Here is a 17,647-nt window from a genome sequence, read left to right as displayed (position 1 = left end):
GGGCCGCCCATCAGGGCGCCCGGGTCAACGCCCAAAACGGCCCACAACTGGGGGTCAGTTGACCTAACGGACCGGCATTTCTTCCGCGCCCGTGATCCTGTGCAGGTCTTCGTAGCTGATGGAGAACATCGAGTTGTGATCGCCTGCCCCTGCCCAGAGCACGCGGTGGACTGACAGGGACTCGTCCAACAGGGTCCGGATCTTTTCCGGGTGGCCTACCGGGGCTACGCCGCCTACCTCCTGGCCGGTGTGTTCCAGGACGAACTCGGGGGAGGCGCGGCGGATCTTGCCCGTGCCCAGCTGCTCGGCGACCTTGCGGACGTCCACCTTGGCCACGCCGCTGGCCAGGATCAGCAGCGGAGCGCCCCCAAGATCGAACACCAGGCTGTTGGTGATCGCCGCGACGTCGCAGCCCAGCGCCGCGGCCGCGGCGGCCGCCGTCGGGACTTTTGAATCGAACACTGTCACGGTGTCTTTGGCACCCAGGGCGGTGAGGGCACGCTGCACGTTAGCCACCGGTCCGGGAAAGGCATCAGGGCGCACCGCTTAGAACCCCTGGGCGTCGAGGATGGCGTCTTCCTCTTCTTCCGCCGTCGCGTTCTTGCGCTTGCGCGGAGCGGGACGGCGCCGCACGGCCGGGCCGCTGGAGTGCAGGAACACGCCGCCGGCGGCATCGGCTTCGGCGTCCTCCGCGTCAATCGCGGCGTTGCGGGCCTGCTGCCGGGCCGCGTAGCCGAACCCGACGAACATCAGCACGCCGAACGCGAACCACTGCAGGGAGTAGGAAAGGTGGGTACCTTCATCGGTGGAAGGCTTGGGGAACGGGAACGGCATGTCCTGCACCGCCGGCGACTCGGAGGCCAGCTGACCGTAGGCGCCCGTGAGCAGCGGATAGCCGAGCTGCGCGGAATAGGCGGCGAGGTCGATCGAGGCCAGTTGGCCGTCAGGGGCGCCGCGCTGCAGCTCAGGCTCGGCCGGCTTGAGGCGGGCAACCACTGTCACCGGACCCCGGGGCGGCGCTGGCACTGAGTCGGGCCGGCCGGGGGTGTTGTTGCCGATGGGCAGCCAGCCGCGGTCAACCACCACGGTTTCGCCGGACTCGAGCTTGAACGGAACCACCACCTCGTAGCCGGGCTGGCCGTTGAGCGGGCGGTTGCGGACGATGCGCTGGCCGTCGGCGTCGTAGCTGCCCTTGAGTTCCACCTGGGTCCATTCCCGCTCCGGGTTCAGCCGGCTGAATTGGTCCCGGACACTGGCGAACGGCACGGGGTCGGCCGAGTAGTTGGAGACCACCCGGTTGATTTCGGCCAGGGTTTCGGCGCGACGGTCCATCTGCCACCGGCCCAGTCCGACGCAGCCCGCAGCGAAGATCGCGGCCAGCAACAAGTACCCCAGCCATTTACTGGAGAAGAGAAAGCGGTACATTCAGCCGATCCTGCCTGACGGGTCGATTGGCGCGGTCTCTGCGGAGAGGTGGACGGTCTCTGCGCCGAGGGCCACCGTCTCTTTCCACAGTCCGCGTGTCTGGAGATAGTCCTCAAGCCAGACGCGGTGCTCACCGCAGGCCAGCCAGATCTTGCGCCGCTCCGCGGTGTGGATCTTGGGGTTGTTCCACAGCAGCTGCCATTCCGCCGCCGTGCGGCAGGCTTTCCGGGAGCAGACGGTGCCGGGGGCCGCAGCGGGGTCGCCGCCGGTCCCGGCCAGGTCAAAGAGGTTCATGAAGCGGCCCGTCCGTGGTCGTCGTCGTCGTTCTCATCATCCATCAGCTCGCCCTGCAGCAGCCTCTCCGGGCCGTCTCCGCCGTCGGCCGGGTACGGCCCGGCCGTTCCCGTGGGATCCGGGGCGTCCAGCTCCGCGAGGAGAGCATGGTCCAGGAGGGAGTCACTGTGGATTTCCGCTTTGTCGCTGCCGTTGGCGATCACCACCGCAACCCAGGGCAGTAAGACGGCCCCCAGCACCGGGATCAACTTGAACCAGCCATCCACCACAAAAATCAGGATCAGGCAGACCATGCGGATGCCCATGGCGACGGCGTACTTGATCATCCGTTCGCGCATCTCGTCTGAGTGCGCAGCGGCGGCGTCCGTGATGCTGTGCACCTCGGTACCGCCGGACTCGGCGTCCGGCCTTCCAGGCACATGCGCACCGGATCGGTTTTTGAGTGTCACGGCTGTTTGATCACGCTCCCAAGGCTTAGTCCAATTCTCTCACCATCGGCGGAGCCGCCCAAACGGGTGCGAACCGGGCGCTAAGATCGGAGGCAGGAAAAATCCAGCCCCCAGCGCGGCCCTCCCTGCCGCAGAATCCCGGAGCCCCATATGTCTGAGACACCCACCACCGGCCGCAGCGTTTTGATCACCGGCGGAAACCGGGGGATCGGCCTGGCCATCGCCGAGTCCTTCCTGGCCAACGGTGACAAGGTGGCGGTGACCTTCCGCAGCGAATCGTCGCTGCCCGAGGGCATCCTTGGGGTCAAGGCGGACGTCACCGACGAAGCTTCGATCGACGCCGCGTTCGCGGAAGTCGAAGCCGCCCAGGGCCCTGTGGAAGTACTCGTGGCCAACGCCGGCATCACCAAGGACACCCTCCTGATGCGCATGAGCGAGGACGACTTCACCTCGGTGATCGACACGAACCTCACGGGCGCCTTCCGGGTGATCAAGCGCGCGTCCAAGGGCATGATTCGGGCGCGCAAGGGCCGCGTGGTGCTCATTTCTTCCGTTTCCGGCCTGTACGGCGCTCCGGGCCAGATCAACTACTCCGCCTCGAAGGCCGGCCTGGTGGGCATCGCCCGGTCGCTCACCCGCGAGCTCGGCGCGCGCGGGATCACCGCGAACGTGGTCGCGCCCGGGTTCATCAACACGGACATGACGGCCGAGCTGCCCGAGGCCACGCAGAAGGACTACCTGACCAAGGTGCCCGCCGGCCGCTTCGCCGAGGCCTCCGAGGTCGCCAACGTGGTTCGCTGGATCGCCAGCGACGAGGCGTCCTACATTTCGGGTGCGGTCATTCCGGTCGACGGCGGCCTCGGAATGGGCCACTAGCCCGGGCGACGCCGGACACGGAACACTGCGGACGACGGCGGTATCCGCCGCCGTCCGCAGTCCGCCGCGCTGGGCCTTTTTGCCCTTGGCACCGGAACGCCGGGAGCGTGTAATGGCCTCACAGCCCCCGACCATGCCACGGCAGGGGCGTGGACCCAGGAGGAAAATCATGAGTGATCTCAGCAAGTGGACGCCCTCGGACATGCTGGAACCGGTCCGCCGCTTCCTTGACGGTGATCTGTCCATAGCGCCAGGGATCAAGATCGAACAGTTCCAAGAGGGCAACACCTTAGTGGTTAGGGCGGAAGTGCCCGGGATCGACCCCGACCAAGACGTCGACGTCTCGGTCAGCGAGGGCACGCTCCACATCGCGGTGCAGCGGGAGGAAAAGTCCGAGCACAAGAGCAAGACCGGCTACCGATCGGAGTTCCGTTACGGCCGGTCCGCCCGGACCATTGCGCTTCCCGCGGGGGCGAAGGAAGAAGATATTACCGCCACGTACAAGGACGGCGTCCTGGAAGTCCGCGCACCGGCTCCCGAGGTAGTGACTGGGGAAACGACGACGAAGATCCGTATCGACCGCAGCTGAACCAACCGCCGGCGCGTTCCGGGCATGACATGTCGGGAACTACGCCGCCGGGGCTTCTTTGTGGATGCTGAACAACTGCAATGGCGCGATCCGCTGGCATGATGGATTGCAGACCCACAGTGTTTGGACGTTTGGAACAAAAGGAGCTCGTATGGGACTGCTGGAGAACAAGACTGCGATCGTGACCGGTTCGTCGCGCGGAATCGGCGCCGAAGTCGCCAAGATCCTGGCCGCCGAAGGCGCGGCCGTCGTCGTGAACTACCGCCAGAAGGCGCCGCGCGCCAACAAGGTTGTCGCGGAGATCGAGGCCGACGGCGGCCGCGCTGCGGCCGTCGGGGCGGACCTGACCACCCAGGAAGGCGTCCAGGCCCTCGCCAGCGCCGCAATGGAGAACTTCGGCTCGCTCGACCTCCTGGTCCTCAATGCCTCCGGCGGCATGGAGACCGGGATGGAAGAGGGCTACGCGCTGAAGCTGAACCGTGACGCCCAGGTGAACATGCTCAACGCCGCCGTGGCACTCATGCCCGAACGCTCGCGCGTGGTCTTCGTGACCAGCCACCAGGCCCACTTCATCGACACGGTGCCCACCATGCCCGACTACGAGCCCGTGGCCCGCAGCAAGCGTGCCGGCGAGGACGCACTCCGGGCACTCGTCCCGGCATTGGCTGATAAGGGGATCTCGCTCGTCGTTGTCTCCGGCGACATGATCGAGGGCACCGTCACGGCCACCCTGCTTGACCGGTCCAACCCCGGCGCCATCGAGGCCCGCCGTGCCGAGGCCGGCAAGCTGTACTCGGTCAAGGAGTTTGCTGCGGAGGTCGCCAAAATGGCCACGGCCGACGTCGAGACCGGCCACACCGAATACGTCGGCGGCGCCGACTACTTCGATAAGACCGCAGATAAGACCGCAGACAAGACAGCCGACACGAGCTCCAGCTAGGAGCGAAGGCCGCCAGAGGCGCCGAGAAGGCACGTGGGGGCAATGTTTAGTCAAAACATTGCCCCCACGTGCCTTCTCGCGGTTAACGCATCAGACCCCCGCGATGTACCGCACGGCGTCTAGATAGGGAAGGTTGACGGCGGCGTCTGCGGCGGCACGGACGGCTGGCTTTGCGTTGAAGGCGATGCCGATCCCGGCGGCGCCAAGCATGTCGAGGTCGTTGGCGCCGTCACCCACGGCAATGGTGTGTTCCATCGGGATACCCTCGGCGGCGGCCCACTCGCGCAGGTACTTTTCCTTGGCCGCCCGGTCGATGACGTCGCCGAGTACCTTGCCGGTCAGTGCGCCGTCGACGATTTCGAGTTCATTGGCGATCCAGTAGTGCAGCCCCAGGCTTTCGGCGATCGGCCGGAGGATCTGGTTGAACCCGCCGGACACCACGGCCACCGCATGGCCGGCGGCCTGAAAGGCCGCCACGAGCTCCGCGGCGCCCTCGGTCAGCCTGACCTCGGCGCGGACCGACTCGATGACGTCCGCCGGCAGTCCGGCGAGGACAGCCACCCTGGCGTGCAGGCTCTGGGCGAAGTCCAGCTCGCCGCGCATGGCCGCCTCCGTCACCGCTGTCACTTCCTCGCGCTTGCCGGCGTAGGCGGCCAGGAGCTCGATCACTTCCTGCTGGATGAGGGTCGAGTCCACGTCCATGATCAGGAACTTTCGCGGCGCGCTGCGCAGTCCTACGGGAACCAGCGCCGTGTCCACGCCGTCGATGCCGGCGGCCGCCAGCACACGGCGCGGCCCGTCCAGCCGGGCTCCCGAAACCTGAACGGCTGCCGCGCTTTCGGGCGCCAGCCCGCCGTCCAGTTCGGCTTCCAGCGCGCAGTCCGCCGCATACACCTCGAAACGGGCGTCGCCGGCGCGGGTTTCGGCACCGACGCTCAGCCCCGCGGTTGTCAGGAGCGAACGCAGCCGCTGGATCTCGGGAAGGGACAGTTTCAGGCCGTAGCTCACTGCGGTCACGTTCGAACTCATGGCCTCAATCCTAGCGAGCAGGCGTTGGGCGGCCCGAATTCGTTGCGCCCGGGCCGGCGCCGCGTGACGCTGCACGGCGGCCCGCGGCGCCGGTTATCAGTCGTCCGCTTTTTTGTCCTAGTGTCTACTCCTATGAGTGATGTTCTTGAAATGGCCGGCGTCAGCGTGGTACGTGGGGCTAAGACGCTCCTGGACAAGGTGGACTGGCAGGTCAAGGAAGGCGAACGCTGGGTGATCCTGGGACCCAACGGCGCCGGCAAGACCACACTCCTCCAGCTGGCCGCGGCCCGGATCCACCCGACCTCCGGAATGGCGGGCATCCTCGAGGAAGTCCTCGGCGCCGTCGACGTCTTTGAGCTCCGGCCCCGGATCGGTCTGTCCTCGGCTGCACTGGCCAGCCAGATCCCTGAACACGAGAAGGTCCTGAACGTGGTGGTCACCGCCGCCTACGGCGTGACCGGCCGCTGGCGCGAAGGCTACGAGAAGAACGACGAGCGGCGCGCCTTTGGGCTTCTGAACGAGTGGGGGATGGGCCCGCTGCTCAACCGCCCCTTCGCCTCGCTTTCCGAAGGGGAACGCAAACGCGTCCAGATCGCCCGTGCCCTCATGACCGATCCTGAGCTCCTGCTCCTGGACGAGCCGGCCGCCGGACTCGACCTCGGCGGGCGCGAGGACCTGGTCCAGCGCCTGAGCGAACTCGCCCGCGACGACGCCGCCCCGGCAATCGTCCTGGTCACCCACCACCTCGAAGAGGTGCCGCCGGGCTTCACGCACGCGATGCTCATGCGCGACGGCGGCGTAGTGGCCTCCGGTCCGCTGCCGGAGGTCCTCACGGCCGAAAACCTGAGCGAAACGTTCGGCCTGCCACTGGACGTCACCGTCAACGCCGGCCGGTACACCGCGACCGCCAGCCACTGACGGGGCCGCTGACCCCGCGTGGAGCTCCTCAATAGCGCCTTCATTTTCTTCGCCGGGCTGTGGGCGGGCACCATCAACAGCGTCGTCGGATCCGGCACCCTGGTCACGTTCCCGGTGCTGATCGCCCTGGGCTATGCCCCGGTCACTGCGTCCATCAGCAACGCCATGGGGCTCGTGGCCGGCAACGCCACCGGCGCCTGGGGCTACCGGAAGGAGCTCGAAGGCCGCGGCAGGCAGCTGCTCCGGCTCCTGCCGGCCTCGCTGCTGGGTGGCGTCACCGGCGCCTACCTGCTCCTCCACCTGCCAGAGAAGGTCTTTTACTACGCCGCACCCGTCCTGATCGTGCTGGCCCTGCTGATGGTGGTCTTCCAGCCGCGGCTCCAGCGGTGGGTGAAGAACCGCGAGGAAAACCCTGAGCACGCTATCCGGGACCGCCGCCACGGTGTCCTGCTGGTGGTGCTCGTATACCTGGCCGGCGTCTACGGCGGCTACTTCGTCGCGGCCCAGGGCATCTTGTTGGTTGGCATCCTGGGCGTTTTCATGACCGGGACCATCCAGAACGCCAACGCGATGAAGAACTTCCTGGTCCTGGGCGTGAACGTGATCGCCGCCGGCTCCTACCTTTTGTTCGCCTTCGACCGGATCGACTGGCGCGTGGTCGGACTGATCGCCGTCAGCTCGCTGATCGGCGGCTTGATCGGCTCCAAGGTGGGGCGCCGGCTCTCCCCGCCGGTCCTGCGCGCGGTCATCTTCGCCCTGGGCCTGGTGGCACTGGGTTTCATGATCGCCAACCTGTTCAAATAACCCCCTCGAATAGCCTCCCCGAAATGATCTGCCCGTGACCTTTCACTACCTCGAATCCGCCGACGACCCGCGGGTTTCCGACTACACGCAGCTCACTGACGTGCACCTGCGCAAAGTCCGGGAACCGGCCGAGGGCCTGTACATCGCCGAGTCCTCCCGCGTCCTGCGCCGGGCGCTGGCCGCGGGGCACCGGCCGCGGTCCTTCTTCCTTGCCGAGAAGTGGGCCGAGGACCTGGCGGATGTCTTTGAGCAGTACCCGGACGTTCCGGCCTATGTCGGCTCCGCGGCGCTGCTGGAGGAAATCACCGGCTTCCACCTGCACCGCGGCGCCATGGCCGCCATGCACCGGCCGGCCCCGGTGCCGCTGGCGGATCTGCTCGCCGGAGCCCGTCGGGTTGCCGTGTTGGAGGACATCGTGGACCACACGAACGTCGGGGCCATTTTCCGCTCGGCCGCGGCCCTGGGCGTGGACGCCGTCCTGGTCTCGCCGCGCTGCGGGGATCCGCTCTACCGCCGCAGCGTGCGGGTCAGCATGGGGACCGTGTTCCAGGTGCCGTGGGCCCGGCTCGAGGACTGGGCGGCAGGCCTGGCCGCGCTGCAGGAGCAGGGCTTCACCGTGGCGGCCATGGAGCTCACGGATGACGCGGTGGACCTCGACGTGCTCGCGGCCCGCCGCCCGGAGCGGCTGGCCCTGGTGCTGGGCACGGAAGGCGCGGGCATGAGCGCAGGCACCCTCGCCGCCGTCGACCTCGCCGTGAAGATTCCGATGCGCCGGGGCGTCGATTCGCTCAACGTCGCCGCGGCGTCGGCGGTTGCGTTCTGGGAGCTGCGTCCGAAGGACTGAGGCGAGGCACTGCCGCGCTGACGTGCGCCAATGGTGTTCGTCAGTGGTCCTGCTATCGGCTATCATTGATAGCTGGCCGTCCGGTGATTTCCGCCGGCCATCCCATTCATACCTGGCAACTGGCAAAATCCAGTTGTGCGAACAAAGGTCCAATTATGAAGTCTAATACTCACCCGAAGTACGAAGCTGTTGTTTTCAACGACCTGGCTTCCGGCGTCAAGTTCCTGACCAAGTCCACCGTGTCTTCTTCGAAGACCATCGAGTGGGAAGACGGCAACACCTACCCGGTCATCGACGTCGAAATCTCCTCTGAGTCGCACCCGTTCTACACGGGCAAGCAGCGCATCATGGACTCCGCAGGCCGCGTCGAGCGCTTCAACGCTCGCTTCAAGGGCTTCGGCGGCAAGAAGTAACTTTCTTCCCCAAGGTCTGATGGAAAGCCCGCACCGGCAACGGTGCGGGCTTTCTGCGTCCCTGGCTTCGTTCTGGTTCCCCGAGTTACCGGTTCAAAGTTTCCCGGGTTCCCGGTTGAGGGTTCCCCGGGTTCCCGGATGCATGCGGCAGGATGGATGTCATGACATCCCATCCCGTGGCCACCCCTCCCAGCACTGACGACGGCGGCGGCCGTCACCACGGCGAGTACAAGGTTCCGGGTGGCAAACTCGTAGTCGCCGATTTCGACGTCGTGGACGGCGTACTGGCCCACGTTTCGCTCAGCGGGGACTTCTTCCTGGAACCGGACGAGGCGCTGCCGGAGATCAACCGGGCCCTCACCGGGCTGCCCGTCGATACAAGTGCCGCCGACATCGCGGACGCCGTGACGGCGGCCCTGCCCGAAGGCACCGTGCTGTTCGGTTTTTCCGCCGACGCCGTCGCGGTCACCGTCCGCCGCGCCCTTGCGAAGGCCACCGGCTGGGCGGACCACCACTGGAACATCATCGCCCCGTCTATCCTGCCCACCCACGTGAACGTCGCCCTGGACGAGGTCCTAACCGAGGAAGTCGGCGCCGGGCGGCGCAACCCCACCCTGCGGTTCTGGGACTGGGAGGAGCCGTCCGTGGTGATCGGCAGCTTCCAGTCCGTCCGCAATGAACTCCACCCCGAGGGGGTGGCCCGGCACGGCATCAGCGTGGTCCGGCGGATCAGCGGCGGCGGAGCGATGTTCATGGAGGCCGGGAACTGCATCACCTACTCGCTCTACCTGCCGCAGACCCTCGTGGACGGCATCAGCTTCGCGGACTCCTATCGTTTCCTGGACGCCTGGGTGATGGCGGCCCTGGAAAAAGTCGGCATTAGCGCCTTCTACGTGCCGCTCAATGACATCGCCACGGAGCACGGCAAGATCGGCGGGGCGGCGCAGAAGCGGCTCGCCAACGGAGGGATGCTCCACCACGTCACCATGAGCTACGACATAGACGCCGAGAAAATGGTGGAGGTGCTGCGCATCGGCAAGGAGAAACTGTCCGACAAGGGCACCAGGAGCGCCAAGAAACGCGTGGATCCGCTCCGCCGCCAGACCGGCATGGCCCGGACCGAGATCGTCGCAGCCATGATGGACGTCTTCGCCGAACGCTACGACGCGACGCCGTCCGTCCTCACCGACGCCGAGTTGGAGGCCGCCCGCCGCCGCGTAGAGGTTAAGTTCGGCACCGCGGAGTGGCTGCACCGGGTTCCCTAAAAAGCCTGCTCCTTATCAGCCTTCATCCCCATCGATTGCTCCCCACCGGCCCCCTCGCCTCGCAAGCTCGGCCAGGGAATCCTGCCGGCGTGGGCCCAGCTGCCGTTTTCAGCCGTCAAAAGGGCGGTTACGGAGCAGTCGACGGGGCTAGGGCAGGTGCCGTCAGCGCCTGTGCCCTGAGGGAGCGGTGCAGGTGGCTGCGCTGTTCGATGATGATCCGGCGGAGGGCGCGCGGCGCGTCGGGGTGGGCGGCCAGCCAGTGGTCGGTGCGGACTATCACGGCGTGGGTCTCGGGCGTTCCGCCGTGGCCGTCGAGGTCCTGTCCCGCAGGATAGAAGCCGCGGACAATCCGGCTGGCGATCTCAATGCTCCGGTCCGCCCAGACCTGCTCGAGCGACTCGAAGTACGGGTCGATGAACCCGGCCAGCAGCGAGGCCGCCCCGGTGTTGAACCCGGCGATAGTGGCGCTCAGGAGCTGGTTGGACAGCCCCGTGCCGTGGACGGCGGCTTCCCAGGCTGCCGCCTTGACGGACGCCTCGGGGCGGGCGGCCAGGGCCGTGGCGTGCCCGGACTTGCCTGCCGCCGTGTTGTCCCGGGCCAGCTCCTGGTCCAGTTGCTCCTGTGAAGCCTGGCCGTTGGCAGCCAGGCCATGCCAGAGATTCCAGCGCAGTTCGGCGTCCACCGCAAGACCATCGATCACGGTGCTGCCGTCCAGGATGCCCCGGAGCAGGTCGAGCCGGCCGGCGTCGTACCGGCTGGTCGCGGCGAGGGTCCGGGCCCAGGCCAATTGCTGGTCGGAGCCCGGCGCCGCCGCCTGCAGCTGTTCGGCGGCCGAGGTGAGGAAGCCGCGGCGCACGGCGTTCCGCTGGCCCCGGGGTACGTAGCGTTCGACCGCCGTCGAGGCGTTGCCCAGCACGTTGAGCAGGACGCCGATTCCCGGTTCCGCGGGGCCGAAACGCTGGACGGCGTCGACGTAGAGGGAAGCCGGTGTGGCGGCATCGCGGGCCGAGTCCCACAGCGCGGTCCAGCACAGCGCCCGCGCCATGGGGTCCTTGAGCTTGTCCAGGGAGTCGCGGACAGTGGCCTCGGAGCGCGGGTCGAGCCGGACCTTGGCGTAGCTGAGGTCGTCGTCGTTGACCAGCAGCAGGGCGGGCCGTGGTTTGCCGGCCAGTTCGGTCACGTCGGTCCGGCCGCCGCTGACATCGGTCTCGACGCTGTCCGTGCGGATCAGGGCGCCGGCGTCGTCAAAGTCGTAGAGGCCGATCCGCAGCCGGTGCGGCCGGGGCTCCTGCCTGCCGGTGGTGGGATCCACGGCGTCCTGCTGGACGGCGACGGAACCGAGCGCGTGCCCGTGCCCGGTGATCTCACAGGAGAGGGTGGAGATGCCGGAGGTCTGGAGCCATTGGCGGGCCCATTCGCCGAGGTCGCGGCCGGATGCCGCGCCCAGTGCCGCCAGCAGCTCGGCAAGGGTGGTGTTGCCGTAGGCGTGCTCCCGGAAGTACTGGCGGGAACCGGCAATGAAGGCCTCGAACCCGACGTAGGCCACGAGCTGCTTGAGCACCGAGGCGCCCTTGGCATAGGTGATGCCGTCGAAATTCTGCTTCGCGGCCTCAAGGTCCGGGATGTCGGCAACGATGGGGTGCGTGGTAGGCAGCTGGTCCTGGACGTAGGCCCACGCCTTGCGGTTGTTGGCGAAGTTCACCCACGCCGTGTCCCAGTCCGTGGTCCGGTCCACGCCCAGGGTGCCCATGTAGTCGGCGAAGGATTCCTTGAGCCACAAATCATCCCACCACTTCATGGTGACGAGGTCGCCGAACCACATGTGCGCCATCTCGTGCAGGAGGGTGTTGGCACGGGCCTGGTATTGCGAATCGGCGGCCCGGGAGGTGAAGACGTAGCTTTCGGTGAAGGTCACCAGGCCCGGGTTTTCCATGGCGCCGAGGTTGTACTCGGGCACGAACGCCTGCTCGTATTTGCCCCACGGGTAGGGAAAATCGAAGAGCTCGTTGAAGAAGGTCAGCCCGTTTTTGGTGAGGCGGAACAGGGCGTCGGCGTCGAAGGACACGGCCATGGAGGCGCGGCAGTAGAGCGCCAGCGGCACGTCCAGGACCGTGCCGTCGCCGAGCGTGCCGCTCCAGGCGTCCTCGGCCTTGAAGTACGGTCCGGCCAGGACGGTGGTGATGTAGGTGGACATCGCCTTGGTGGGGGCGAAGTCCCAGCGGCTCGTGGCGGGATCGGAAGTTAGCTGGGTGCGCAGCACCTCGGCGCCGTTGGAGGACACCTGCCAGTCGGAAGGGGCCATGACGTGGAAGGTGAACTCGGCCTTCAGATCGGGTTGCTCGAAGTTCGCGAACACCCGGCGGGCGTCGGCGGGTTCGTACTGCGTGTAGAGGTAGCACTGGCCGTCGGCGGGGTCGACGAAGCGGTGCATGCCCTCACCGGATGTGCTGTAGAGCGCTGTCCCCGTGATGGTGACCTGGTTCTCCGGCTGCAGGTTATCGAGCCGGACCCGGGAACCGTCCACGACGTCGGCGACGGCGAGGCCCTTGCCGTTGAGGAAGACGCTGTGCACACTGTCCGCGATGAAATCCACGAAGGTCGATGCTCCGGGTTCGCTGGCCGAGAAGGAGATGACGCTGCGGCTTGTGTAGCCGGCGACGTTCGGGTCGGCTGCCTGCCGGACGTCAAGGGAGACGTCGTAGCTGTGCGTGGTGATAAGGGCGGCGCGGGCCGCGGCCTCGTCGCGGCTCAGATTCTGGTTTGACACCCAGCTATCTAATCACGGGAGCGTGTGCGCCGAATCACCCCGGCGGGAACATGAGGCAGGCGGCCGCCAGGCCCAGCAGGGCGATCAGCAGCCAGGACGCCAGCGCGGCCAGCAGGGCGCGTGCGCCGGTGTGCAGCAGCTGCCCCACGCGGACGGCGGAGCCCAGCCCGAACAACGCCATGCCCAGCAGCACGTCCTGGAGGGCGGCGGCCGCGTCCAGGACCGCGGGGGAGAGCCACCCGGTAGTGCGCAGGCCCGCCAGCGCCACGAATCCGATGACGAACAGCGGGATCACTGGCGGGCGCTTGGCGCCGTCGGCTGCGGTGCCCAGCCGGTGGTGGAACCCCGCAGCGGCGACCATCGGCGCCAGCAGGATCACCCGTGTGAGTTTGACGACGACGGCGACGGCCAGGGCCGCGGCGCCCGCGGTCTGGGCAGTGGCGACCACCTGCCCGACGTCGTGCACCGAGGCGCCGGTCCACGCCCCGAAGAGCTCCGGGCCGAGGCCCAGCAACCGCGCGAGCAGGGGCAGCACCCCGATCGCCAGCGTTCCGCACAGGGTCACGAGCGCCACGGGCAGCACGGTTTCCTCCTGCCGGATTCTCCGCACCGCGGCCATCGCCCCGATCGCTGACGCCCCGCAGATGGCGAAGCCGGTGGCCACCAGCAGCGATACGCGGGGGGGAAGCCGGAAAAGCCTGCTGATACCGTACGTGCCAGCGAAGGCGGTCAGCACCACGGCCGTCACGAGCAGCAGCGCAGCCCAGCCCAGGCCCAGCACATTGCCGAGGCTGACTTTCAGCCCCAGCACCACGATCCCGGCCCGCATGAGGTGCTTGCCGGCGAAGTCGAGGCCGGGACGCGCCGGCCCGGCGGTCCACCCCGCCACGCCGGGCAGGTTTGCGGCCAGGAGCCCGAGGAGCACGGCAATGGTCATTGCCGGCAGCGCGGGGAGCAGCAGGTGGACACCGACGGCGGCGGCGACGGCGGCTGCGGCGCCGATCAGGCCTGGCGCGGCCGCAGCCGCGGATTTCTTGGGGGGCACGCCCCTACATTGCCGTACCCGGCCGGAAAAACCGTAACCGTGGCCCGCCCGGCAGGCGGTCCCGGATCACCGGCAGCGCGCCGCGGGCCGTCGAAATGATTTCGTAACGAAAAAGTGGTTGGCTAGTGACCATGTCTGACCTATTCCAGGAGTACTCCGCGGCCGCCGGCCGAACCGGCGCCTACGACGAGATGTTTGCCCCCGGCCAACAGGCCCGGAAGTCCTACGGGCAGGTGGCCATGGCCCTGCGTGAACTTTCGTTGGCTGACGTCAGCGCCCGCGCCGATTCCATGGCGCGCACCTTCCTGGACCGGGGCGTGACGTTCGACTTCGCGGGCGAGGAGCGGCCCTTCCCGCTGGACATCGTCCCCCGGGTGATCCCCGCCGAGGAGTGGGGTGTCCTGGAACGCGGTGTGGCCCAGCGCGTCCGCGCCCTGGAAGCCTTCCTCAATGACGTCTACGACAAGATGACGGTGGTGTCCGACGGCGTCATCCCGCGCCAGCTGGTCACGACGAGCGCGCACTTCCACCGCCAGGTGCACGGCTTTGAGCCGGCCGGCGGCGTCCGCGTCCACATTTCCGGAATCGACGTCGTCCGCGACGCCGCGGGCACCTTCCGCGTTCTGGAGGACAACGTGCGCGTGCCCTCGGGCGTGAGCTACGTCCTTGAGAACCGCCGGGCCATGGCCAAGGGCCTGCCCGAGGCTTTCGGCCAGCAGCTCATCCGCCCGGTCGAGGAGTACCCGCGCCGGCTACTGTCGGCCCTGCGGAAGACGGCGCCGTCCGGCGTCGATGATCCCACCGTGGTGGTCCTGACCCCGGGCGTGTTCAACAGCGCCTACTTCGAGCACACCCTGCTCGCCGGCCTGATGGGTGTCGAACTCGTCGAGGGCCGCGACCTCATCTGCCGCGGCAACCGGGTCTACATGCGCACCACGGCGGGCGAGCAGCGCGTGGACGTCATCTACAAGCGCATCGACGATGAATTCCTGGACCCGCTGCAGTTCCGCGCCGATTCCATGCTCGGCTGCCCGGGCCTGGTCAACGCCGCCCGCGCCGGCGGTGTCACAATCGCCAACGCCGTGGGCAACGGCGTCGCCGATGACAAGCTGGTCTACAGCTACGTGCCCGACCTCATCCGCTACTACCTGAACGAAGAGCCCGTGATCGCCAACGTGGACACGTTCCGGCTGGAAGAGAAAGATGCCCGGGAGCACGTCCTGGACCGCCTGGACGAGCTCGTGGTCAAGCCCGTGGACGGCTCGGGCGGGAAGGGCCTGGTGATCGGCCCGGACGCGTCCAGGGATGAACTCGACGCCCTGCGCAAACGGATCATCGCCGACCCTCGCGGGTGGATCGCCCAGCCAGTGCTGCAGCTGTCCACCGTGCCCACGCTCAGCGGCGACAAGTTCGGCCCCCGCCACGTGGACCTGCGCCCGTTCGCCGTCAACGACGGCGAGGACGTCTGGGTGCTCCCCGGCGGACTGACCCGCGTGGCGCTCAAGGAGGGCTCGCTGATCGTCAATTCCAGCCAGGGCGGCGGCTCCAAGGACACCTGGGTCCTGGCCGACTCCCCGCAGGTTCCCGTCGAAGTGATCCCGCGGCCCACCATCGCGGTCCGCGAGCGTGTTTCCGTCTGGCCGGTGGAGAGCAACTGGCGCGACAGCCAGAAAGAGCAGCAACAGCAGCAGCAGAGTTCTGACGCGCAGGAGGTAACCGCGAATGCTTAGCCGTATTGCCGAGTCACTTTTTTGGATCGGCCGCTACGTGGAACGGGCCGACGGCACCGCCCGGATCCTCGACGTCCACCTCGAGCGGCTCAACCATCTGCCGATGGAGGAACAGCGCAGCGTCGCGCAGGAACTCCTCGCCGTCATGGGCGCCCGCGCGCAAAATGAGGATTTCGGCCTGCCCGAACTGCTCAACGCCCTCGCCTACGACAAGCAGAGCGCCACGTCCATTGCCGGATCCCTCGGCGCGGCCCGGGAAAACGCCCGCCGCGCCCGCGAGACCGTCTCCTCCGGACTCTGGGAAAGCCTCAACACGACCTACTACGGGCTGAACCAGCACCGCAAGGACGTGGTGGGCACCTACCGCTTCTGCAACTGGGTCCTGGAGCGCACCGCCATGGTTAGCGGCCTGGCCGACACCACCGTCAGCCACGATGAGAGCTGGCAGTTCCTGGTCCTGGGCCGGTCCCTGGAGCGGGCCGACATGACCGCGCGCATGCTCTCCACCCGCGATGTCCTCTCGGCCGGCATGTCCTGGGTGAACATGCTCCGCTGCGCCGGCGCCTACGAATCCTTCCTGCGGACCCGCCGGGCGGCGTTCGGGGACCAGCACGCGGCCGAATTCCTGCTCCTGGACCGGCTGTTCCCGCGGTCCATTGTCTACGCCCTGCGCGACGCCGACGAGTGCCTGGCGAAGCTGGACCCCTCGGCCCAGCGCGTCGGCTTCATCAACGACGCCCGCCGGATAGTCGGCCAGGCCCGCACCTTCCTGGAGTTCCACCGCACCGATGACCTCATGTCGGAGCTGCCGGAGCACATGGAGCGTGTGCAAAAGGCGGTATCGCAGGCCTCGGACGCCATTTCCCGTAAGTACTTCAATCAGGCAGACGAGCTGGCCTGGGTGGGAGAAGTTTCATGACCCGGCTGAACATCGTCCACAAGACGGCCTACAAGTACAACAAACGCGTCACCCTGTCCTACAACGAGGCCCGGATGACCCCGCTGACGGACCCGCAGCAAGTGGTACTGGAGTCCTCCATGAAGGTGTCGCCCTCGCAGGCGGCCATGAGCAGCTACCGCGACTACTGGGGCACGCGCGTGACGGCTTTCGACATGCAGATGCCGCACGAGCACCTCGAAGTCCTGTCCACCACCACCGTTGAGGTGCACCGGGTCGAGAAGATCGCAGCGGAGGCCGACATCGTCGGGTGGGACGCCCTGGCCGCCCCGGAGACGCTCAACCAGTTCAGTGACTGGATTCCGCAGTCCCAGCTGACGGGTCCCGGCTCCGAAGTGCTCGCCATCATTCCCGGAGTTGTGGAGGGAAAAACACCGCACGAGGCGGCCATGGCGGTCTTTGACTGGATGCGGGGCGAAATGGCCTACATGTTGGGCTCCACCGGCGTCACCACAAACGCCGAGCAGGCCTGGAACCAACGGCAGGGCGTCTGCCAGGACCTGGCACACCTCGCCATCGGCTCACTGCGCAGCTGCGGCATCCCGGCCCGCTACGTGTCCGGCTACCTTCACCCCCGTTCGACGGCGGACCTCGGCGAGACAGTTGCCGGCCAATCCCATGCGTGGCTCGAGTGGTGGGACGGCGAATGGCGGAGCTGGGACCCGACCAACCACAAACCGGCGGGGGACTTCCACGTCACTGTAGCCCGGGGCCGCGACTACCGCGACGTTCCGCCGCTCAAGGGCATCCTGTCCGGCGGCGGGGGATCGGCCCTCACCGTCAGCGTGGAGATCACCCGCCTGGCCTAAACCGCCGCCCACGTTGCGCTATCAGATCGGGCTGCTCTGAAGCCCTCAGAGCAGCTGTGGAGTCTCATGACTTAATGGACATTTCTGTCTCAAGACATCGTGGACAGTGTGTCTCAGGACATCGTGGACACTCTGGCCGGTTTTGCTCGGATCATGAGCAAAATGCAGCCCGATATCAAGATCCGGCACTTGGTGGCGACATGGCCTGACGACGCTGAGAGGGGTGCGGTCACACAGTTCTGCCGGCGTCACAGGGTGTCCCGGGCCTGGTTTTACAAGGTCCGGGCCGCGGCTGCCGCCGACGGGCCGATCAAAGCCATGGAAACGGCCTCGACCAGGCCAGCGACCAGCCCGGCTAAGGTCGATACCTCGCTGGCGGAGTTGGCTCTCGCGACCCGGGAATCCCTCAAGAACCTCGGCTATGACCACGGACCGCTGAGCGTCGCCGCAAAACTGCGCCGCCAAGGGGTCCAACCGCCATCACGTGCCACC

18 protein-coding genes and 1 pseudogene are annotated in these 17,647 nt (G+C 67.4%); 12 read left to right on the top strand and 7 right to left on the bottom strand.

Annotation, left to right across the window (positions count from 1 at the left end):
- Positions 1-63: 63 nt before the first annotated feature.
- From BLQ10_RS10470 to BLQ10_RS10455, 4 genes are read right to left on the bottom strand one after another with little or no spacing between them, the layout of a single operon-like run.
- Positions 64-516: a YbaK/EbsC family protein gene (locus BLQ10_RS10470; protein ID WP_175558570.1), complete on the bottom strand. Its 453-nt coding sequence runs from the start codon at positions 514-516 to the stop codon at positions 64-66.
- Between the two features lie 30 nt (positions 517-546).
- Positions 547-1,425 carry an SURF1 family cytochrome oxidase biogenesis protein gene (locus BLQ10_RS10465; RefSeq protein WP_091561581.1) on the bottom strand — a complete coding sequence of 293 codons (879 nt, stop codon included), beginning with the start codon at positions 1,423-1,425 and terminating at the stop codon, positions 547-549.
- Entirely contained in the window at positions 1,426-1,719 is a 294-nt protein-coding gene (locus BLQ10_RS10460; RefSeq protein ID WP_091561579.1) for a hypothetical protein, read from the bottom strand. It abuts the gene before it with no gap.
- Positions 1,716-2,168 carry a DUF3099 domain-containing protein gene (locus tag BLQ10_RS10455; protein ID WP_091561577.1) on the bottom strand — a complete coding sequence of 151 codons (453 nt, stop codon included), beginning with the start codon at positions 2,166-2,168 and terminating at the stop codon, positions 1,716-1,718. The genes BLQ10_RS10460 and BLQ10_RS10455 overlap by 4 nt, the downstream gene beginning before the upstream one ends.
- A gap of 150 nt (positions 2,169-2,318) precedes the next feature.
- Between BLQ10_RS10455 and fabG the strand changes: the two genes are divergently transcribed.
- From fabG to BLQ10_RS10440, 3 genes are all read left to right on the top strand, one after another.
- On the top strand, positions 2,319-3,044 hold the full coding sequence (fabG, locus tag BLQ10_RS10450; protein ID WP_091561574.1) for a 3-oxoacyl-ACP reductase FabG: 726 nt from the start codon (positions 2,319-2,321) through the stop codon (positions 3,042-3,044).
- A gap of 169 nt (positions 3,045-3,213) precedes the next feature.
- Positions 3,214-3,633 carry an Hsp20/alpha crystallin family protein gene (locus BLQ10_RS10445; RefSeq protein ID WP_091561573.1) on the top strand — a complete coding sequence of 140 codons (420 nt, stop codon included), beginning with the start codon at positions 3,214-3,216 and terminating at the stop codon, positions 3,631-3,633.
- A 151-nt stretch (positions 3,634-3,784) separates the two neighbouring features.
- Complete coding sequence (locus BLQ10_RS10440) at positions 3,785-4,573, top strand: SDR family oxidoreductase (RefSeq protein ID WP_091561571.1); 789 nt, start codon at positions 3,785-3,787, stop codon at positions 4,571-4,573.
- A gap of 90 nt (positions 4,574-4,663) precedes the next feature.
- On the opposite strand, the gene serB is transcribed toward BLQ10_RS10440, so the two are convergent.
- The gene (serB, locus tag BLQ10_RS10435) at positions 4,664-5,602 is read right to left on the bottom strand and encodes a phosphoserine phosphatase SerB (protein WP_091561569.1); all 939 of its coding nucleotides are present in this window, start codon (positions 5,600-5,602) and stop codon (positions 4,664-4,666) included.
- A gap of 132 nt (positions 5,603-5,734) precedes the next feature.
- Between serB and BLQ10_RS10430 the strand changes: the two genes are divergently transcribed.
- From BLQ10_RS10430 to BLQ10_RS10410, 5 genes are all read left to right on the top strand, one after another.
- Positions 5,735-6,520 carry an ABC transporter ATP-binding protein gene (locus tag BLQ10_RS10430; protein ID WP_091561566.1) on the top strand — a complete coding sequence of 262 codons (786 nt, stop codon included), beginning with the start codon at positions 5,735-5,737 and terminating at the stop codon, positions 6,518-6,520.
- A gap of 18 nt (positions 6,521-6,538) precedes the next feature.
- Positions 6,539-7,324, top strand: coding sequence for a sulfite exporter TauE/SafE family protein (locus BLQ10_RS10425; protein WP_091561564.1), 786 nt, complete (start codon positions 6,539-6,541; stop codon positions 7,322-7,324).
- Positions 7,325-7,358: 34 nt separating this feature from the next.
- Positions 7,359-8,168, top strand: a complete 810-nt coding sequence (locus BLQ10_RS10420) for a TrmH family RNA methyltransferase (protein ID WP_091561562.1) — start codon at positions 7,359-7,361, stop codon at positions 8,166-8,168.
- Positions 8,169-8,323: 155 nt separating this feature from the next.
- Entirely contained in the window at positions 8,324-8,581 is a 258-nt protein-coding gene (locus BLQ10_RS10415) for a type B 50S ribosomal protein L31 (protein WP_018772953.1), read from the top strand.
- 161 nt (positions 8,582-8,742) lie between these two features.
- On the top strand, positions 8,743-9,846 hold the full coding sequence (locus BLQ10_RS10410) for a lipoate-protein ligase LplAB (RefSeq protein WP_091561560.1): 1,104 nt from the start codon (positions 8,743-8,745) through the stop codon (positions 9,844-9,846).
- Between the two features lie 127 nt (positions 9,847-9,973).
- Here the strand turns inward: BLQ10_RS10410 and pepN are convergent, their stop codons facing one another.
- Together pepN and BLQ10_RS10400 are read right to left on the bottom strand one after the other, a co-directional pair.
- Positions 9,974-12,613 carry an aminopeptidase N gene (gene pepN, locus BLQ10_RS10405; protein WP_091561558.1) on the bottom strand — a complete coding sequence of 880 codons (2,640 nt, stop codon included), beginning with the start codon at positions 12,611-12,613 and terminating at the stop codon, positions 9,974-9,976.
- Between the two features lie 34 nt (positions 12,614-12,647).
- Entirely contained in the window at positions 12,648-13,658 is a 1,011-nt protein-coding gene (locus BLQ10_RS10400; RefSeq protein WP_091561555.1) for a YeiH family protein, read from the bottom strand.
- A 131-nt stretch (positions 13,659-13,789) separates the two neighbouring features.
- Between BLQ10_RS10400 and BLQ10_RS10395 the strand changes: the two genes are divergently transcribed.
- From BLQ10_RS10395 to BLQ10_RS10380, 4 genes and pseudogenes are all read left to right on the top strand, one after another.
- The gene (locus BLQ10_RS10395; RefSeq protein ID WP_091561552.1) at positions 13,790-15,388 is read left to right on the top strand and encodes a circularly permuted type 2 ATP-grasp protein; all 1,599 of its coding nucleotides are present in this window, start codon (positions 13,790-13,792) and stop codon (positions 15,386-15,388) included.
- Positions 15,381-16,307, top strand: coding sequence for an alpha-E domain-containing protein (locus BLQ10_RS10390; protein WP_090577845.1), 927 nt, complete (start codon positions 15,381-15,383; stop codon positions 16,305-16,307). The genes BLQ10_RS10395 and BLQ10_RS10390 overlap by 8 nt, the downstream gene beginning before the upstream one ends.
- Positions 16,304-17,155 (top strand): transglutaminase family protein, encoded by an 852-nt coding sequence (locus tag BLQ10_RS10385; RefSeq protein WP_091561550.1) that lies wholly within the window; start codon positions 16,304-16,306, stop codon positions 17,153-17,155. Before BLQ10_RS10390 ends, BLQ10_RS10385 begins: the two co-directional genes overlap by 4 nt.
- Positions 17,156-17,308: 153 nt before the next feature.
- A pseudogene (locus BLQ10_RS10380) lies at positions 17,309-17,647 on the top strand (IS481 family transposase); the annotation flags it as partial.

This window comes from Arthrobacter sp. ok362 (assembly GCF_900102785.1).
GTDB lineage: Bacteria > Actinomycetota > Actinomycetes > Actinomycetales > Micrococcaceae > Arthrobacter.
Note: the sequence above shows the minus strand (reverse complement) of the source record. Positions and strands in the feature narration are given on the sequence as shown.

Coding starts and splice junctions, on each gene's coding strand:
- fabG (WP_091561574.1), top strand. CDS start 2,319: ATGTCTGAGACACCCACCACCGGCCGCAGCGTTTTGATCACCGGCGGA.
- BLQ10_RS10430 (WP_091561566.1), top strand. CDS start 5,735: ATGAGTGATGTTCTTGAAATGGCCGGCGTCAGCGTGGTACGTGGGGCT.
- serB (WP_091561569.1), bottom strand. CDS start 5,602: ATGAGTTCGAACGTGACCGCAGTGAGCTACGGCCTGAAACTGTCCCTT.
- BLQ10_RS10390 (WP_090577845.1), top strand. CDS start 15,381: ATGCTTAGCCGTATTGCCGAGTCACTTTTTTGGATCGGCCGCTACGTG.
- BLQ10_RS10465 (WP_091561581.1), bottom strand. CDS start 1,425: ATGTACCGCTTTCTCTTCTCCAGTAAATGGCTGGGGTACTTGTTGCTG.
- BLQ10_RS10395 (WP_091561552.1), top strand. CDS start 13,790: ATGTCTGACCTATTCCAGGAGTACTCCGCGGCCGCCGGCCGAACCGGC.
- BLQ10_RS10385 (WP_091561550.1), top strand. CDS start 16,304: ATGACCCGGCTGAACATCGTCCACAAGACGGCCTACAAGTACAACAAA.
- BLQ10_RS10445 (WP_091561573.1), top strand. CDS start 3,214: ATGAGTGATCTCAGCAAGTGGACGCCCTCGGACATGCTGGAACCGGTC.
- BLQ10_RS10440 (WP_091561571.1), top strand. CDS start 3,785: ATGGGACTGCTGGAGAACAAGACTGCGATCGTGACCGGTTCGTCGCGC.
- BLQ10_RS10410 (WP_091561560.1), top strand. CDS start 8,743: ATGACATCCCATCCCGTGGCCACCCCTCCCAGCACTGACGACGGCGGC.
- BLQ10_RS10460 (WP_091561579.1), bottom strand. CDS start 1,719: ATGAACCTCTTTGACCTGGCCGGGACCGGCGGCGACCCCGCTGCGGCC.
- BLQ10_RS10415 (WP_018772953.1), top strand. CDS start 8,324: ATGAAGTCTAATACTCACCCGAAGTACGAAGCTGTTGTTTTCAACGAC.